At 43.2% G+C, this 16,913-nt stretch carries 14 protein-coding genes; 9 read left to right on the top strand and 5 right to left on the bottom strand.

Going from position 1 to position 16,913, the window contains the following annotated elements; translation table 11 throughout:
- Positions 1 to 7: 7 nt before the first annotated feature.
- From BAA9072_RS14450 to BAA9072_RS14465, 4 genes are read right to left on the bottom strand one after another with little or no spacing between them, the layout of a single operon-like run.
- On the bottom strand, positions 8 to 1,198 hold the full coding sequence (locus tag BAA9072_RS14450; RefSeq protein ID WP_201715392.1) for a YheC/YheD family endospore coat-associated protein: 1,191 nt from the start codon (positions 1,196 to 1,198) through the stop codon (positions 8 to 10).
- A complete protein-coding gene (locus BAA9072_RS14455; RefSeq protein WP_201715393.1) occupies positions 1,195 to 2,568 on the bottom strand; it encodes a YheC/YheD family endospore coat-associated protein in 1,374 nt (457 codons plus the stop codon). The genes BAA9072_RS14450 and BAA9072_RS14455 overlap by 4 nt, the downstream gene beginning before the upstream one ends.
- Complete coding sequence (locus tag BAA9072_RS14460; protein ID WP_201715394.1) at positions 2,568 to 3,659, bottom strand: YheC/YheD family protein; 1,092 nt, start codon at positions 3,657 to 3,659, stop codon at positions 2,568 to 2,570. The genes BAA9072_RS14455 and BAA9072_RS14460 overlap by 1 nt, the downstream gene beginning before the upstream one ends.
- A gap of 14 nt (positions 3,660 to 3,673) precedes the next feature.
- Positions 3,674 to 5,002 (bottom strand): YheC/YheD family endospore coat-associated protein, encoded by a 1,329-nt coding sequence (locus BAA9072_RS14465; protein ID WP_201715395.1) that lies wholly within the window; start codon positions 5,000 to 5,002, stop codon positions 3,674 to 3,676.
- Positions 5,003 to 5,133: 131 nt separating this feature from the next.
- On the opposite strand from BAA9072_RS14465, the gene BAA9072_RS14470 reads away from it, so the two are divergent.
- The 6 genes from BAA9072_RS14470 (at position 5,134) to BAA9072_RS14495 (ending at position 12,942) form a co-directional block, all read left to right on the top strand.
- The gene (locus BAA9072_RS14470) at positions 5,134 to 6,273 is read left to right on the top strand and encodes a DUF445 domain-containing protein (RefSeq protein WP_201715396.1); all 1,140 of its coding nucleotides are present in this window, start codon (positions 5,134 to 5,136) and stop codon (positions 6,271 to 6,273) included.
- A gap of 85 nt (positions 6,274 to 6,358) precedes the next feature.
- Complete coding sequence (locus BAA9072_RS14475) at positions 6,359 to 6,712, top strand: YlbF family regulator (protein ID WP_201715397.1); 354 nt, start codon at positions 6,359 to 6,361, stop codon at positions 6,710 to 6,712.
- 406 nt (positions 6,713 to 7,118) lie between these two features.
- Positions 7,119 to 7,991 carry a Cof-type HAD-IIB family hydrolase gene (locus BAA9072_RS14480; protein ID WP_330999295.1) on the top strand — a complete coding sequence of 291 codons (873 nt, stop codon included), beginning with the start codon at positions 7,119 to 7,121 and terminating at the stop codon, positions 7,989 to 7,991.
- A gap of 135 nt (positions 7,992 to 8,126) precedes the next feature.
- Positions 8,127 to 9,623, top strand: a complete 1,497-nt coding sequence (locus BAA9072_RS14485; RefSeq protein ID WP_201715398.1) for a coproporphyrinogen III oxidase — start codon at positions 8,127 to 8,129, stop codon at positions 9,621 to 9,623.
- Positions 9,624 to 10,434: 811 nt separating this feature from the next.
- A complete protein-coding gene (locus BAA9072_RS14490) occupies positions 10,435 to 12,048 on the top strand; it encodes a long-chain fatty acid--CoA ligase (RefSeq protein ID WP_201715399.1) in 1,614 nt (537 codons plus the stop codon).
- 99 nt (positions 12,049 to 12,147) lie between these two features.
- Positions 12,148 to 12,942 (top strand): enoyl-CoA hydratase, encoded by a 795-nt coding sequence (locus tag BAA9072_RS14495; RefSeq protein ID WP_201715400.1) that lies wholly within the window; start codon positions 12,148 to 12,150, stop codon positions 12,940 to 12,942.
- A gap of 100 nt (positions 12,943 to 13,042) precedes the next feature.
- On the opposite strand, the gene BAA9072_RS14500 is transcribed toward BAA9072_RS14495, so the two are convergent.
- Positions 13,043 to 13,228, bottom strand: a complete 186-nt coding sequence (locus BAA9072_RS14500) for a YhzD family protein (RefSeq protein ID WP_201715401.1) — start codon at positions 13,226 to 13,228, stop codon at positions 13,043 to 13,045.
- A gap of 183 nt (positions 13,229 to 13,411) precedes the next feature.
- On the opposite strand from BAA9072_RS14500, the gene BAA9072_RS14505 reads away from it, so the two are divergent.
- From BAA9072_RS14505 to BAA9072_RS14515, 3 genes are all read left to right on the top strand, one after another.
- Positions 13,412 to 14,311, top strand: coding sequence for an ABC transporter ATP-binding protein (locus tag BAA9072_RS14505; RefSeq protein ID WP_201715402.1), 900 nt, complete (start codon positions 13,412 to 13,414; stop codon positions 14,309 to 14,311).
- The gene (locus BAA9072_RS14510) at positions 14,304 to 15,554 is read left to right on the top strand and encodes an ABC transporter permease (protein ID WP_201715403.1); all 1,251 of its coding nucleotides are present in this window, start codon (positions 14,304 to 14,306) and stop codon (positions 15,552 to 15,554) included. The genes BAA9072_RS14505 and BAA9072_RS14510 overlap by 8 nt, the downstream gene beginning before the upstream one ends.
- Before the next feature lie 144 nt (positions 15,555 to 15,698).
- Positions 15,699 to 16,901, top strand: a complete 1,203-nt coding sequence (locus BAA9072_RS14515) for a metallophosphoesterase family protein (RefSeq protein ID WP_201715404.1) — start codon at positions 15,699 to 15,701, stop codon at positions 16,899 to 16,901.
- Positions 16,902 to 16,913 lie beyond the last annotated feature (12 nt).

Raw genomic sequence — 16,913 nt, forward strand, 5'->3', positions numbered from 1 at the left:
CGAAGATTCAACCTTCACTGTTTTCTGCACTTAGAGTAAGGAACGTACGGACAAGTTGCTGTCTCCGTTTGGCTTCAATGTCTATTTCATCAAAACTCATGGGTTTTGAATTGATTTCGAACAATACGAAACCTCCTTGTTCCCTTGGAGCCAGGTCGATGGAGAACTCCCCAACATAGCCAAAGGATTTGGACAGCTCTTCCCCACAGGTTTGAACGATCCTCGAAATTTCTTTTTTTGTTTTCGTATCAGCTACTTCCTTTAATGAAATGATTTTACCGCCAGTTGGGACATGTGTAGTGACTTCCTGACGTTGTGACATACGGACACCTATACCGATTAATCGAAAATCTTCACCTGTGTGAAGGACCAATATGCGAAAGTCATAGCGGTGGTCGTGCAATGTTTTACAAGGGACTGCTTCCTGCAGGATCCACTGATGGTCTGTGAACCATTCCCTGTACGTTTGATGAAGGCGGGAGATTGATACGAACCTCTCCATTTTCTTGATGCTTTTACATAGAATCCCACCATTTGGATCGATTTCAATCAGTCTGATTCCTTTCCCTTGTGAAGCAAGAGAGTGTTTCACATACACTTTCTGGTGAGTGGTCAGGAATCGCGTAAAGGAAGCTTCATCTGTAACTAGTTCGGTCTGAGGCAAATATATTTTGAGGCCTTCATTTTTGGATAACAACTCGTAGATTTCCCATTTGTTAAAAAAGTGTGGATTGAAAAAAGGGATTTTATGCTTCTTTATAAATTGAAGTAGCCTTTCGTATGACTGGTTCTGCTCAGCGTGCCGTGACGGGACCCGATTGTAAATGACGTTTGGAACTGGGAATAGGCATTTTACCCATTTGTTTAAAACATGGTTATACATGATCCCCCCAATGGAATCCCCAATAACATCCTGGGGGGAAAAGACGAAACAGATTCCTCCCGCCTGTTCCACGTCTAGTTGAATCGATCGGAATAATTCAAAGTTCCCCCTGTATTTACTTCTGCCTTCTTTACTTGAGACAATACCGATTAAGGGGATCGCTGGACGATTCTCCCGGGTTGAAACCGTAAATGTATAACACTGATTGGAATCTTTAGAGGAGAGAAGAAAAGAGTTCTTTGCAAATCCGAATGTCTTAATGGATTCCTCCTCATGGAAAAAGGTCTTCTTAAGCCTGTCGTAAAGGATGTTCATGGGATCATTTCCTCGGGATGCTGCAAGCTATGCTGAGTGAGGAAGATGCCAAATGACAAGGCGAGCTTTCTTGTTAATAAATCAAAACTCTTTAAGTCAGGGTGTGAGAATATTGATCTGCCGGGCTTTGAGTTAGCTTCAAACATCCATATACGATGGTTGTTATCTATACCGAAATCGAATCCAATCTCCCCGATATAGCCTTCAAGATTCTCCTCGATTGCATGGGATAGCATCAAAGCTGCGTCCGTTAATGCATGCGCAATGGTATGTCTTTCACCTTCATCGGGAAAAAGTTCGGAGAGGACTTTTACTTCCCCACCATTATTTGCATGTGTCGTCACACTTCCTGATCCGGCGACCTTACCGGCCATTGCACTGACTTGCCAGTTTCCTTCTTCATCCTTATTCGTATGGATACGGAAGTCGATGGGCCGATTATTCTCTTTCAGTAAAGAAATACCCTGCTGGACGATAAAGGAGTCCAGGTTCCGGTTTTTGAACACTGTATTGGATAGCTGTTCCAGTGATTTGAATTTAAGTAAACGATTCTTCTGATCATGATCCCTGAAACGGCAATAATATTCTTCGGACGACCGGTTGTACGTAATTTTGTGGATCCCGTTTCCGAGACTTCCATTTTTCGGCTTCAGGTAAATATGATGATGAGCGGTAAGCATTTGTTCCATTTCATCAAAGGATTGGAATGGCCGTGTCTCAGGAAGGAAGTGCTGAACCGTCTGATCATTTTCCAATCTTTCAAATAGATCAAGTTTATTAAAAAATCCTGGATTATACCAGGGAATGCCGTATTCTCTCTCTAATCTTTCCTTCAGGATTTGATAGGTTTTCCTCTTCTCACTTCGCCGGTTTGGAAGTCTGTCATATATCACGTTCGGAAAGGGGATTTCTTCGATTTCCCATCCTTCCCCAAAATGAAAAGATCCTTTTATTAGTCCATTTTCCCAATCAATATGACCTTCTCCAAATACAAATGGAATGACACCCAAGGAAGATTGAACCGATAAGAGTTTCTTAAAGAAGTGGGTACGTTGACCGATCGGATTTAATCGGAAACTTGTGAATCCTGCCGTGAAAATTCCAATCAGTACTCCTACGTATAAACATTCATCCTTCCAAAAGAGGGAGAGGGACTCCACTTTAGAAGGAAGGTGAAGCTTTCTCGCTAAACCAGTGCTGATCCCCATTACATTACGACCATTCGGGTGGCGCTGACAAGTGGAAGATTCCCTTCTGGTTCCAAGAATCACTGTTTGCGGGAGGATGTCTTGGCAGAGCCTGAACCCGGACGGCAGGTAAAGAATGCTTTTTTTTTCTTGAAATTGTTCGACTTTATACGTATGAAGCACTAGAAATCACCTCGCTTTAAGGATGAAAGAGATTGTGAGGATAAAAATTCGCAATAATCCAATGGTGCTTTGTACAATGATGAAAGCTTTTCTGGCTGCAATGCATCCACTATTTTATGTCCAGGTTTAGAGTTCATATCCAGAATCCATGTGGAATGATCCTTCCCGATAATCAGATCGACCCCAATTTCAAATAGAGTTGAAAAATGTTCCTCAAGAAGCAACGGTAATTCCTCCAAGATACTTGTAAGTTCTTCTTCAATAAAATCCCACGAAATCAATTCATGGGTATTTTTCCAATCACTGTAGGAAAGGTAGGAAGCACCGCGGCTGATATTCGTCAGGATCCCATTCTCTTCACCTACACGGACCGCCCGCTGAAATTCCCTCCATTGTCCGGCATGATCTTTACTCAGAAGAATGCGCAGATCAAAAGGTGCATTTCCTTTTGTCTGATTGAGCAGTCTTTTTTGACAAATGAACGTGTGCTGCTTGAGAATATGCTCACCCCATTTAAGGAAGTTTTCTTCACTTTGAAAGGATTGCTCAACGATTCCTTGTTTCTTGGTTGTGCGAACCAGGATTTCATTTGGGCGGACCACGAGATGGTAAACGGCAAATCCATGTGCCCCATCGACGGGTTTGATTATAATATCTGTATGTTTGACCAGAAGATTTAATAAATGATTTACATCGGATACTAAGAATGTTTCTGGGAAATAGGGGGAGAGGGAGGTTTGCTTGAGTTTTTCGTACAAATGCCATTTGTTTGGTAATCCGTATCCTAGAAATCGGAATTGCTTCTGATTTTTCAACCATTGAACCACGGCTTTTGCTTGCCGAGACTTCATATCATATTGATAAAATGTTCTGTCATAGATATATTCCGGGATTTCAAAGGCATCTTTCTCCCATTTCCCCGTCACTCTGTCGAAATGAAGTCCTTCCACGGTTTCATTTAAAGGAGATATCTCCTGTGGAGAAAACAGGTAAAGGTCAATTGGATAGGAAAGGGATCGTTTTGCGATTTCGAGAAAGTATTCGTTCGTCACTTGTGGTGTAAGGGTCATGATGCCAAGTGAGAGATTCATCGTGGTATTCCTCCTTATTTAATCCATTTGGCAAAACTAAATTCATAAAGTGCTTTAACCGACGGACGAATTCGGTCGTTCTCTAAGTAGGTTCGTTTAGATGGTTTGGAATTGATTTCGATCAGCCACGGTTTTCCCCTTTCATCTACACCGACATCGATGCCAAGCTCTGCGAATTGCCCTTCAAGGCTATCGGCAAGGAGATAAGAAGAATTTATACATAATTCCTTCATCTCTTTCATTATGGCAGCGCTCTTCTGAGGAGAAAATAATGTTTGCAAGACTAGTAGAGGCTTTTCAATCCGCCCTCCCTGATCGACATTAGCGACGAATTGTTCACGGGCAGCAATCCGTGCCACCGATGAAATCAACTCCCATTCACCGTCTCGATTCTGATGACAGAGAAAGCGAAAGTCTAATGGCTTTTCTTCGACTGTAAGAAAAGGGATTGTTTCCTGAACTAAATAAGCAGGACTGTTGCACCAGGTCCTAATCTGTTTATAAAGAGCCGGGTAGGTAGGGAAGGTGAGAAGGTTCTCGGTCGAAAATGAATTTTGCTGCATGTGAAATCCATCATCCCTTTTTTTGATACGCATGATGTAGCGTCCTTTACTTCCATTAATCCCCTTGATGAAAACATCCTGATAGAAGGTAAGCATCTTCTCCAATGAACTGAATCCCTGTACGGTTTCAGGCAGGTGTTGAGAGATGGAGGGGCTGTCTTTTAAAGCATTGTAGACCTGATCTTTGGACAAAAACCCGGAATTGAACAGATGAATGTCCTGGTCCATTGAGCGAATAAGCGCCTTATGGAAGGAAGGAGTCCGCTCTATTTTTCTTGAATGACACCGATTGTATATCACATTGGGAGAAGGGAGTGAAGCTTGTTCCCAATCCTCCCCGTTATAATAAACACCTTCCTCTTCACTCCCGAGGAAAGAGGAAAGGGGAAGCAGGTAGAAAAATCCACCTTTTCGTTGAAACCATTCCTGACACTCTGTAAAATATTCATTTAAAGAGTGTGTACTGATGGTGTGCAACGGGAATTGATTGATTAAGAGCGCCACCACAGGTCCCATATGAATGAAGGCATTCCGTGTATCAATGGAGATCCATATATTCTCAAGGGTTGGAATGGATGCGAATAATGAATCGGAGGTATCCAACATAATCTGTAAAGAATCGGCTTTTGTTTCCATGCATATTACATCGAGAAGAGAGCTTCCGCATTTCAAAGTCATATACCGTTGAAAAGGGTAGCGGTCCATCAATTTTTTTGGAATATAAAAATGATGGTGGTCATTCGCATTTTTGTGCGAGATAAATGAACATTTTAACTTCATCTGGCATTCCCCGTTTGCATAACCCGCAAGATTGATTTTATAATGATTTATTGGGCTAATGTTGATATAGCATTCTATGTAAACATGGGCAAAATGTTCAAACGAGAGAAGTAGAAAAGGAAGGTGCACTCATGCTAGATGCTTTCATCCTAGTATTATTCATGGTTATCGTTGGTGCCCTCATCGGGGGAGTCACCAATTCATTAGCTATAAAAATGTTATTCAGGCCTTATCGGGCGTACTATATCGGAAAATTCAAAGTCCCATTCACACCTGGACTGATCCCGAAGCGTCGTGGGGAATTGGCGGAGCAACTCGGGAAGATGGTGGTGGAACACTTAATCACCCCGGAAAGCCTTCAGAAAAAAGTGATGAATGAGGACTTTCAAAAAGATGTGACCCTTTGGCTCTCCGAAGAACTAGAGCCGGTGTTCACATCGGATAAATCGGCGAACGAATGGCTCGATATCCTTCAAATCCCCGTTTCTTCAGCTCGTCTCAATGAATGGCTGGAGGACTGGATTGAAGTAAAGATAAAGGATACAAAGATGTCTTATACTTCAAAAAGACTCGAAGAAGCACTTCCTGAAAGGTGGCAGGAAAAGGTTTCAGAGAGTATTCCGAAGCTGGTCGATTTTATCGCTGACCGTGCTGAATCCTATTTCACAAGCCCGGAAGGAAAGATGAAAGTGAAAATCATGATCGACGATTTCTTGAAAGAACGAGGCATGCTTGGAAACATGCTTGGTATGTTCCTCGGTAACACGTCGGTTGCGGATAAAGTGCAGCCTGAAATCGTGAAGTTCATCAAGCATGAAGGAACACAGGAGATCCTCTTTAATCTGCTGACAAAAGAGTGGGCGAAGCTGAAACAAATGAAACTGGAGGAGTTCATCGACAGATTGCCGGAAAGGGATCTGATCCAGACGGTGGAAACCTCACTTGTCAAACTCGTCAACATTGATGGACATCTCTCCAAGCCGCTCAGCCACTGGCTCGAGCCCCACAAGCAAACCTTCTTAAACATCCAGCTCCCAAGATGGGTGGATAGAGGGACGGACCTATTATCCAAGAAGATCCCAAACTTGATGGAGAAGATGCACCTGCAGCATATCGTTCAGGAGCAGGTTGAATCCTTTTCTGTTGGAAGATTGGAAGAACTTGTACTTGGCATTTCACGAAGAGAGTTCAAGATGATCACGTATCTCGGGGCATTGCTCGGGGGAGTGATCGGAATCGTTCAGGGAATGATCGCGCTATTGATATCCTGATTTACGCTGTTTAAGGGTCCTTCCTAGAATTCCGCACTATTGTTTGTTATAGTGAGGGAGAGTGAAATTATAGGAGGTACGTATTTTGGCTATTAACTTATACGATCAAGCGAACGAATTAGAAAGTGCAATGCGTCAGAGTGATGAATTTTTACAATTGAAAAAAATGTATGATGAAGTAAACAATGACGAATCTGCTAACAAGATGTTTGAAAACTTCAGAAACATCCAAATGACGCTTCAGCAAAAACAAATGAGCGGAGAAGAAATTTCTCAGGAAGAAGTGGAGCAGGCTCAAAAGACAGCCCAACTTGTTCAACAACATGAGAAAATCGCTAAGCTTATGGAAGCTGAGCAACGCATGAGCATGGTCATCAATGACTTAAACAAAGTCATCATGAAACCGCTTGAAGAACTTTACGGTTCTATGCAAAAATAATTAGTGTGAGTAGGGACCGACTTCCTGATGGGGAGTCGGTTTTTTTGTTGTGCAACTGGCAAGTTATTTTCCATTTATTTCAAAAAGGCGCAATTAAGGGCGAAAATGACGCAATTAAAGAAAAAATGACGCAATTATGTTGGAAATGACGCAATCAAGCCCGAAAACGACGCAATCATCGTTCCGCGCGAAAGGCATATACATTCTCCAAAGTCCCATTATAAGAAATATCGTAAAGGAATTTTCACTTAACCCCAGTTTCAACCCCTTTTTCTAAGCTGTCCAACGATCCATCTCTCTTTTTGTCACGAATAGTCATTATTTCCGATCCCGGGCCTTGTCATATTTGTCTATCTTCCTTCATAAAAGTAAAGAAAGGGAGTAGACAACATATAGGGGGACACCAATGATGATCTATAGAATGCTGGCATTAAATATTGATGGCACCATCGTGAATGAAAACGGAAAAATTGCAAAGGAAACGAAGGAAGCAATTGAGTACGTTCAAGATAAAGGGGTTCCAGTCACATTGGTTACAAGCCGGAGCTTTGCTTCAGCTAAAAGAGTAGCCAAAGCCCTGAAGCTTGATAGCCCGATTGTTACTCATAGCGGTGCCTATATTGCAGGCGAGCTTGAAAAACCGATGTATGTGAAAAAAATGGCAGAGGACATTACCTATGAAATCTCACAATTTCTTGAAGGTTTCTCTTGCCAGGTACACTTGTCCCATGAGAAGAGATCTATCGTGGGTAAAACCAATACACAGGCAAAGGAGTTGGCAAAGGTCTCGTGGCAAAGAGAATCGAAATTACTTTACAGTAAGCAGTTTGTGGAGCGGGTAAGTGATCATCTTTTGGAGAATCCAATGTCTGTACCGAAGATTTCGGTGGTGATGGAGCATAGGGAAGATGTTTGGGACGTGGTTGCTTCTTTAAAAGGGATGTATGAAGAAGTGGACGCTATTCCGACTTCTGACTATAAACTGGATATCGTACCGAAGGGTGTTTCAAAACTGCGTGGTCTGATGTATCTGTCTGAACGCCTTGGAGTGAAAAAGGATCAAATCGTGATGGTCGGGTCGGGTATAGATGACATCGATTCCATGGAATGCTGTGGCCTCGGGGTTGCCATGGGAGATGCTCCTAAGCAAGTGCAGAAAGCGGCGAACTGGATCACCAGGAGTCAGATTGAAAAAGGAATCCCGTACTTTGTAAATGAGTTATTCCGAAAACAACATCCGATCCCTTTCCTGAAGAAAATGAATATCATTAAATCATAAGAGAGAACACCCCGTATTTCCATAAGAAGTGCGGGGTGTTCTTTTTATTGGAGCAGGGGTTCGTACCATTGACCATTCCCACCCCTTTCTGTACACTTATAAAAGCTTATTAGTTTTGTGAAAGGTGATTACAACGTGAATGTTTTGATAAAAGGAATCGAGGATGAGCGTTTTGAACGCCCCCTGCGATTGATAGCCAATTTATTCTTTGAAGAGACTCAGGTTCATTTTGGTTCATGTGACAATGCTGACCTTCAAGTCCATATAGAACTTTCAACAGCTGAAAATATAGAGGCGGCAGCCGTATTAACGGAATCCTCAAAAGAGCAATCGTACAGTGCCCATTATGAACATGACTGGACTCCGTATGAAAATGAGAAAGAGCGCTTCAAACAGTTGAAAACCGCCGTTTCCCATGTGTATTTAAATGTTCTTCAGGATTTGACGGGGATCAGGCAGAAGTGGGGGATCTTAACGGGTATCCGGCCAACGAAGCTCTTACATAAGCAGACTCAGCTCGGAGTTCCAAAAGAAGAGATCCATGCAACATTGAAAAAAGAATACCTTATTACAGATGAAAAAATTGATCTGATGCAACATATCGTAGATCGTCAGCTGTCTGTCGTACCGGATCTCTACGATCTGCAGCATGAAGTGAGCATTTATATTGGCATCCCGTTCTGCCCGACCAAATGTGCTTACTGTACTTTCCCTGCATACGCGATATTGGGTAAACAAGGTCGTGTCGATTCGTTCCTTGCCGGGCTTCACTACGAAATCCAGGAAATGGGACGCTGGATGAAGGAAAAAAATATTAAAATAACAACCATCTATTACGGTGGCGGCACCCCTACCTCCATCACCGCAGAAGAAATGGATGCTCTGTATGAAGAGATGTACCGCTCCTTCCCTGCTGTCGATAAAGTAAGGGAAGTGACAGTCGAGGCAGGAAGACCGGATACAATTTCCGAGGATAAGCTAGAGGTGCTGAACAAATGGAATATCGACCGGATTTCCATCAATCCGCAATCGTATACCCAGGAAACGTTAAAAGCGATCGGCCGCCATCATACAGTCGAGGAGACGATTGATAAGTTTCATTTATCCCGTGAAATGGGAATGAACAACATCAATATGGACCTGATTATCGGTCTTCCTGGTGAAGAGCTTCCAGAGCTTCAGCATTCACTGGACGAAACCGGGAAGCTTATGCCGGAATCGTTGACGGTTCACACCTTGTCCTTTAAGAGGGCTTCTGAAATGACGAAGAATAAAGACAAGTACAAAGTGGCTGACCGCCTTGAGATTGAGAAGATGATGAATTTGGCAGAAGAGTGGACGAAGGGACATGGCTATGAGCCTTACTATTTATACCGTCAGAAAAACATTCTCGGCAACCTGGAGAATGTAGGCTACGCCCTTCCCGGTCAGGATAGCATCTATAACATCATGATCATGGAGGAAGTTCAAACCATCATAGGCATCGGCTGCGGGGCGGCAAGTAAATTCATCGATCCCAGGAGCGGAAAGATCACCCATTTTGCCAACCCGAAAGAACCCAATGCCTATAACCTTGGATTCAAAGAGTATACTGACAAGAAAATTAAGATTCTCAATGAGTTATTTTCATAAAAAGAAACACGCCTCTTCATGTGAGTGGCGTGTTTTTTTATCATGCTCTTTTTGTAAAGCTTGTTGCTACACAAAGTAGAGAGTGGTGGTTGATTTCCGCTGCAGGTGCTCGCTTTCCGCGGGGCTGGCAGTGAGGCTCCTCACTTACGACTGCGGGGTCTCACCTGTCCAGCTACGGCGGCTAGCCCTCGAGGTCATAAGATATAGTCCAAGAAGGCAAAGAGCGCCTTCCTGGCCAAATTCATCTTATGCTTGTCGGGTCTGTGCAAGCCGCCTCCGCTTTTCGTACTTTCCAGCGTTTTCTGCAGGAGTCGAGCACCTTCCGTTCCAATCAACTTTCTGGGTATGGAGGAGTAACCAACTAGCATACACGTAGAGAAAACATGTTTTTGCATCTTGTGCAGTGGCTAATTGTAGCTAATAGTAAGATCCAAATTTTAAGCTCTGTCACGCTATCTCTTCAAGATGGTGAGGGGGACGGCGTAGACTCCTGCGGAAATACGGGCGTGCCGAGGCCCCGGAAGCGAAGCTGAGGAGGCTTGGCCGTTCGTCCGCCGGAAAGCGAAGCCGTACCCATCGCCATCTATCGCAATCACACATAAACAAAGCCTTGGCAGTTCCTATGTAAGAAAACAACAATCTTTGCGAAAAGAACTTTTTATTATTATGACTTCAGTTTCCTAGTTCATTACAGGAATATTTCAACCCATGCATAAAGGATATATCATCATGAAAGGAGAATTAGTAAGATAGACATAGGTAATCAGGCGACTTTTGGAAACGCTTACCATATTGAGGGGAGAGATCGAATATGATGCAAACACCTCTGCTTTTGACACAAATGATAGAACGAGCTGAAAAGTATTTTCCTAAGAAAGAAATTGTTTCCCGAACAGAATCCGGCATCTACCGCTTCACATACAAACAGTGGGGTGAAAGGACACGGAGGCTAGCAAGCTCCCTTTCGAAACTCGGAGTTGAAGAAGGAGATAAAGTAGGGACACTTGCCTGGAATCACCATCGTCATCTGGAAGCATACTTTGCGATACCGTGTAGTGGTGCTGTCCTACATACGATTAATATCCGCTTATCACCCCAACATATCGTTTACATTATCAATCATGCCAAGGATCAAGTATTGCTCATCGATCCGGATATCGTTCCGCTCATTGAAAAGATCAAAGACCAGATTTCCACGGTTAAAGCATTTATTGTGATGACCGATGGGGATTTGCCTGAAACGACACTTGAACCGGTGTATCACTATGAAAGATTACTTGAAGAAGGAGATCCTTCCTACCCGTTCCGCACGGATATAGATGAAAATGCTCCTGCCGGAATGTGTTACACATCGGCAACGACCGGTAATCCTAAGGGGGTCATCTATTCCCATCGCGGCATCGTGTTACATGCTATGGCATTGGGACTGGCTGATACAACAGGTGTCAGCGAAAGAGACGTAGCCCTGCCGGTTGTTCCGATGTTCCATGTGAACGCTTGGGGACTTCCATTTGCGTCAGTATGGTTCGGTACAAAGCAGGTTCTGCCCGGACCATATTTTACCCCTGAACTGCTTGCAAAGCTCATGGAGGATGAGAAGGTGACCATTTCTGCCGGTGTACCAACGATATGGCTTGGATTACTCAACGAATTGGAGAAAAATGATTATGATCTCTCAAGCCTTCGATCTATTTTATGTGGAGGATCAGCAGCCCCTAAAGGGATGATCCGCTCATTTGAAGAGAAGTTCGGCATCCCATTCATGCATGCATATGGAATGACCGAGACCAGTCCGCTGGCTGTGATTGCTGCATCTAAAAGCTATCATGACGATCTTTCTGCAGAAGAGAAGCTTGAGTTGAAAGCAAAGCAGGGGATCCTCGTCCCTGGATTGGATATGAAAATTGTTGGGAAGGACGGGGAGGTGGCTTGGGATGGTATTGAAATGGGGGAGCTTGCCTTAAGAGGTCCCTGGATTGCGTCCGAGTATTATGAGGATAAAAGGACACTGGATGCGTTCCGTGATGGCTGGCTGTATACGGGCGATGTTGCCACCATTGATGAAGAGGGCTATATTAAGATCGTAGACCGCACGAAGGACCTGATAAAATCCGGTGGGGAATGGATTTCTTCTGTGGATATCGAAAATGCACTCATGGCCCATGAACATATCTTTGAAGCCGCTGTGGTGGCAGTGCCGCATGAGGAATGGCAGGAGCGCCCTATCGCCTGTGTCGTATTAAAAGAATCGGGGATAGATCAGGTGACCAAAGAGGAAATCATGGATTTTCTAAAGCCTCAGTTTGTTAAATGGTGGCTGCCCGATGAGATCCTGTTTCTTGAGGAGATCCCGAAAACATCAGTTGGGAAATTTTTAAAGAGAGCACTTCGGGACCAGGTTCAGGATAAGATGAAGCAAATGTAAATCAAACGGGAGAGTGACTCCATGTCGATCTCCCTTTAGAATTTTTGTACTTTTCTAAATAATTATTCTGCGCTATGCTATGAAAGGGGAGGGATTTTTTTGACAGTGTCTAATCAATATGAAACAGTAAAATTACATAAAAACGGAAAAGTGGCGAGGTTGCAGCTAAATAGGCCACAATCCCTGAACGCATTGGATGCCAGACTCATGAAAGATCTGCTGGCGGCTTTAATGGATGTGAAGAACGATCCGTCGATTTCTTTATTGATCCTGACAGGGGAAGGAAAGGGGTTTTCCTCCGGGGGAGATATTAAGTCCATGCTTTCTTTAAGCGGCGAGGAGCAGTTCTCAGAGATCATGGATACGATCAGTGAACTGGTGATGACCTTATACTCCATGCCTAAAGTGGTCCTCGCAGGCATCCATGGGGCGGCTGCTGGCCTAGGATTGAGTCTCGCCCTTGCCTCGGATTATATTCTCTGTGAGGAAGACAGCAAACTTGCCATGAATTTTATCGGAATCGCTTTGATTCCGGACGGGGGAAGCCATTTCCTTCTGCAAGAGCGCCTGGGAGCTCATAAAGCGAAACGGTTGATCTGGAATGGGAAAGTATTTGAGGGACAAGAAGCACTAATGAAAGGACTCGTCGATGAAGCGATTCCTTCAGGGAAATTGGAAGAAGGTATAGAGCGATATACGAAACAGGTATTAAGTGCCCCAACGAAAGCTATGTTAAAAACGAAAGAAGTGTATGTAGCTCTGAATAAAGAAAGATTGCAGCATGCACTGGATCTTGAGAAGGAAGGTCAGTGGCTCATGCGCCAAACATCCGATCACAAGGAAGGAATTCGTGCATTCGTGGAAAAAAGAATACCTGAATTCAAAGGAGAATAATTAATGCACCAAGAACCAGCCTTGTGGGTTGGTTCTTGGTTTGTAAATACACAATAAATAATGTATTACAGGCATAAACCTGTAATGCAAAAAAGGGATTTTACACATGAAACAATAATAATTTCCCAAGTGGGGAGGTACAGCGGTGCGTGTGATCGGTATAGCCTTTATCCTCAAGCATTGTTTCTCCCAATTTCTTAGCATCTCTATCAGATGAAGCTTCGAATGATTCATCCAGGATTTTTTTGCCATCCTTTTCAAATACCGTCAGTTTATAAACTTTCATCGTTATTACCCCTTTGTATTGAAATAATGTACTATATTATTTTTTCATATTATCATTTTTTTGGGAAGTCTAAATAGTTTGATAACGAAAAAGGGTGGAAAATGAAACCTTTTATGGATAAAATCGTAGAGTACTAGAGAAAAGGATAACTCACCATTGGGAAACAGGAGGGAAAAGCTAAAGATGAGTTTAAAAATACAACAGGTAACCAAAAGATTTGGGGATTTCACAGCGGTAGATGAGCTATCACTTGAAATCCCCCCGAGTGAGATGTTTGGATTCCTCGGAGCAAACGGAGCCGGAAAAACAACAACCTTTCGAATGGTATTGGGATTGTTGGATGCAACAGAAGGCACGATCACGTGGAACGGGAAGGGAATAGATTATTCCACCAGTCCGGAAATCGGATATCTTCCAGAAGAAAGAGGGCTTTATCCGAAAATGAAGGTGAGTGACCAAATCGTCTATTTGGCACGCCTTCGGGGAATGAAGAAAAGCGAGATCCTGAAAGAGTTAAATTATTGGTTAAAAAGGTTCAATGTCCCTCAATATCTCAATAAAAAAGTCGAGGAGCTCTCCAAAGGAAATCAGCAAAAAATTCAATTCATCGCTTCGGTTATTCATAAACCGAAATTATTAATCCTGGATGAACCTTTCAGTGGTCTTGACCCTGTGAATGTTGAGCTGTTGAAGAATGCAGTCCGGGAGATCAAGAAGAACGGAACGACCATCGTGTTCTCGAGTCATCGGATGGAACATGTGGAGGAACTATGTGAAAGCTTGTGCATCATGCATAAGGGTCGTCCAGTGGTGCATGGTGGCCTGAAGGAAATCAAGCGTTCCTTTGGGAAGAAGAATGTTGTGATTCATGCAGACTTTGACCTCACCTATTTGAAGGACCTCCAAGGGGTGACAAAGCTTGTGGAAACCACTGAAGGAGTCATGATCCAGGTGGAATCCGAGGATGCTGCCCAAGTGGTGTTTCATCATGTCGTCCAAAAAGGGTTTCTTCGAAAATTCGAATTAGAGGAACCGTCCTTGAATGATATCTTTATAGAAAAGGTGGGTACCTCTTATGAATAATTTCTTCTTGATCCTGGGTCATTCCTACATGTCAAAGCTTAAGGCCAAGTCCTTTATCATATCCACTGTCATTATTGCGGCAGCACTTGTATTACTGGCTAATTTCGACAGTGTCATTTCAAGTTTCACTGATGATAAAGAGAGCAGGATAGCGGTCCAGGATGAAACGGGGACGATATATGACCCTCTCGTCCAGCAGTTGGAGACCATGAACAGTGAAATTCAATTAGAACCTTCCTCTCAATCAACGGAGGAGGTGGAGAAAAAGATAGAGTCAGAAGAGCTTAAAGGTTTACTGGTAGTAAGTGAAGACGGGGACGGACTGCCGAAAGCATTGTACAAATCAAATTCTTTATCTGAGTCCGCCGTTACAGGAGAATTACAAGTTGCACTTCAAAACGTGAAATCATCATTGGCAGCAAGTAAATTGGATCTTTCCGGTGAGGAGCTTGCTTTATTGAGCGCCCCTGTTGAGTTCGAAAAAGAAGCCCTCGTGGAAGGTGCAAAGTCTGAAGAAGAATTGAGCCAGGCCCGTGGCATTGTATATGTCCTATTGTTCTTTATTTACTTCTCTGTCATAGCCTATGCCAATATGACGGCTATGGAGGTCGCCACTGAGAAAAGCTCCAGAGTCATGGAGATCCTTATTTCAAGTGTGTCACCGGTGAAACAAATGTTTGCCAAAATCATTGGGATTGGTCTCGTAGGCTTGACTCAGCTGGCCGTTATCCTGGGTGTAGGTTACTTTACCCTTATCCGTAAGAAGGATGAATTGGTGGGAGGATTCTTTGAAGGGTTTGGGTTTGAATCCCTATCAATCAGTGTGATCATATACGCAGTCATTTTCTTTTTGCTGGGTTATTTCCTGTATGCAACCCTTGCGGCCTTATTGGGCTCACTTGTGAGTAGAATCGAAGATGTTCAGCAAATGATCATGCCGATGACCTTCCTGATCATGATCGGATTCTTCATATCCATGTTTGGTCTTGGAAGTCCGGAATCGGGCTTTGTTACGGTTACATCTTACATTCCTTTCTTTACACCGATGGTCATGTTCCTTCGGGTCGGGATGCTGAACCTGCCGGTATATGAACCAATCATTGGGATCGTAATCCTACTTGTAACCATCGTTCTGTTAGGAGTATTCGGCGCCAGGGTCTACCGCGGGGGAGTCCTTCTATATGGAAAGTCCAATTCGTATAAAGATATTAAGAAAGCGATCGATTTAACATCAAAGAAATAAGAGAAAAGCTGTCTCTTTTATTAAAGGGACAGCTTTTTTCAATGAATCGGCAAAATTGTGAATACATACTGAAATCTTCCCCGGTTTTAGGATATAATGGTTGAATATAAGAACGTATATTCGTAATGATGAGGAGGGGATTTCATGGAGACCATACGGTTTTTTCATGTAGCAGACTTACATTTGGACAGTCCGTTTAAAGGACTGAAGCATTTGCCCAAAGAAATGTTTGAACGAATTCATAATAGTACCTTTGCTTCTTTTGAAAAAGTGGTAAAAGAAGCAATTGAAAGGCGAATCGACTTTATGATCCTCAGTGGAGATTTGTTTGATGAAGAAGATCGAAGCATCAGGGCTCAGGCAAAATTAGTGAAACAATTTCAAACCTTGCATACATACGATATTCCTGTATATATCGTTCACGGGAATCATGATCATCTGGGCAGCCGTCGGTTGGAAATTGATATGCCGGATAATATACATATTTTTCATGAGAAAACCGAAGTAAAACATCTTACTACTAAGAATGGTGCGCTTGTTGATATAGTTGGATTCAGCTATGGGACAAGGCATATCCGGGAACGGAGGGTGGGGGAGTATCCCAAGGGAACGGCGGATCGTTATACGATCGGGATCCTGCATGGAAGTGAAGGAAGCATTCATTCTTCACATGAAACATACGCCCCTTTTACGGTAGATGAATTATTGGTGAAGAATTACCATTATTGGGCATTGGGGCATATTCACCAACGCCGGATTTTACACGAAGAGCCCTTTATCGTCTATCCAGGGAACATCCAGGGGAGACATCGAAAAGAAACCGGTGCTAAGGGATGCTATGAAGTCGTTCTTGGTGGGCATCATACAGAGCTGTCGTTTATCCCTACTCACGACTTGATATGGGAAACATGCAAAGTATCCCTAAAAGGTACTGGGCGGTTTGGTGAGGTGTTTCAGCGTATACAACAGGCGATGGAATCCATTTGTGGTGATAGTTTAATTGAAATCCTCCTCACCGATGAAGATTCCTTGACCAAAGACATTAACATCAAAATCGATAATGGTGATCTTTTGGAAGCGCTGCAGTCGGATATTGGGGGTCATGGGGAAATGAAATGGGTTCACTCCATACGCCGGTCTACGGGCAAATCAGGTTTTAGGGAACAGGATCCATTTAAACAGGAAGTGATTGCGACCCTTGAAAACATGGATGAAGAAGATTGGAATGAAGCACTTGCTGAGTTGTATGAACATACGTCTATTTATCGATTTTTGGAACCGTTAGAGGAAGATGAGAAGAAATCACTTAAATATGAAACAAGACACTTGCTAGAGAATAAAGGCTGAAAATGGAGGTGA

The organism is Rossellomorea arthrocnemi (assembly GCF_904424705.1).
Taxonomy (GTDB): Bacteria; Bacillota; Bacilli; order Bacillales; family Bacillaceae_B; genus Rossellomorea; species Rossellomorea arthrocnemi.

Excerpts from the sequence above, each read along its gene's own strand:
- BAA9072_RS14450 (WP_201715392.1), bottom strand. The coding sequence starts at position 1,198 with ATGAACATCCTTTACGACAGGCTTAAGAAGACCTTTTTCCATGAGGAG.
- BAA9072_RS14460 (WP_201715394.1), bottom strand. The coding sequence starts at position 3,659 with ATGAATCTCTCACTTGGCATCATGACCCTTACACCACAAGTGACGAAC.
- BAA9072_RS14465 (WP_201715395.1), bottom strand. The coding sequence starts at position 5,002 with ATGAAGTTAAAATGTTCATTTATCTCGCACAAAAATGCGAATGACCAC.
- BAA9072_RS14470 (WP_201715396.1), top strand. The coding sequence starts at position 5,134 with ATGCTAGATGCTTTCATCCTAGTATTATTCATGGTTATCGTTGGTGCC.
- BAA9072_RS14480 (WP_330999295.1), top strand. The coding sequence starts at position 7,119 with ATGATGATCTATAGAATGCTGGCATTAAATATTGATGGCACCATCGTG.
- BAA9072_RS14490 (WP_201715399.1), top strand. The coding sequence starts at position 10,435 with ATGATGCAAACACCTCTGCTTTTGACACAAATGATAGAACGAGCTGAA.
- BAA9072_RS14500 (WP_201715401.1), bottom strand. The coding sequence starts at position 13,228 with ATGAAAGTTTATAAACTGACGGTATTTGAAAAGGATGGCAAAAAAATC.
- BAA9072_RS14505 (WP_201715402.1), top strand. The coding sequence starts at position 13,412 with ATGAGTTTAAAAATACAACAGGTAACCAAAAGATTTGGGGATTTCACA.
- BAA9072_RS14510 (WP_201715403.1), top strand. The coding sequence starts at position 14,304 with ATGAATAATTTCTTCTTGATCCTGGGTCATTCCTACATGTCAAAGCTT.
- BAA9072_RS14515 (WP_201715404.1), top strand. The coding sequence starts at position 15,699 with ATGGAGACCATACGGTTTTTTCATGTAGCAGACTTACATTTGGACAGT.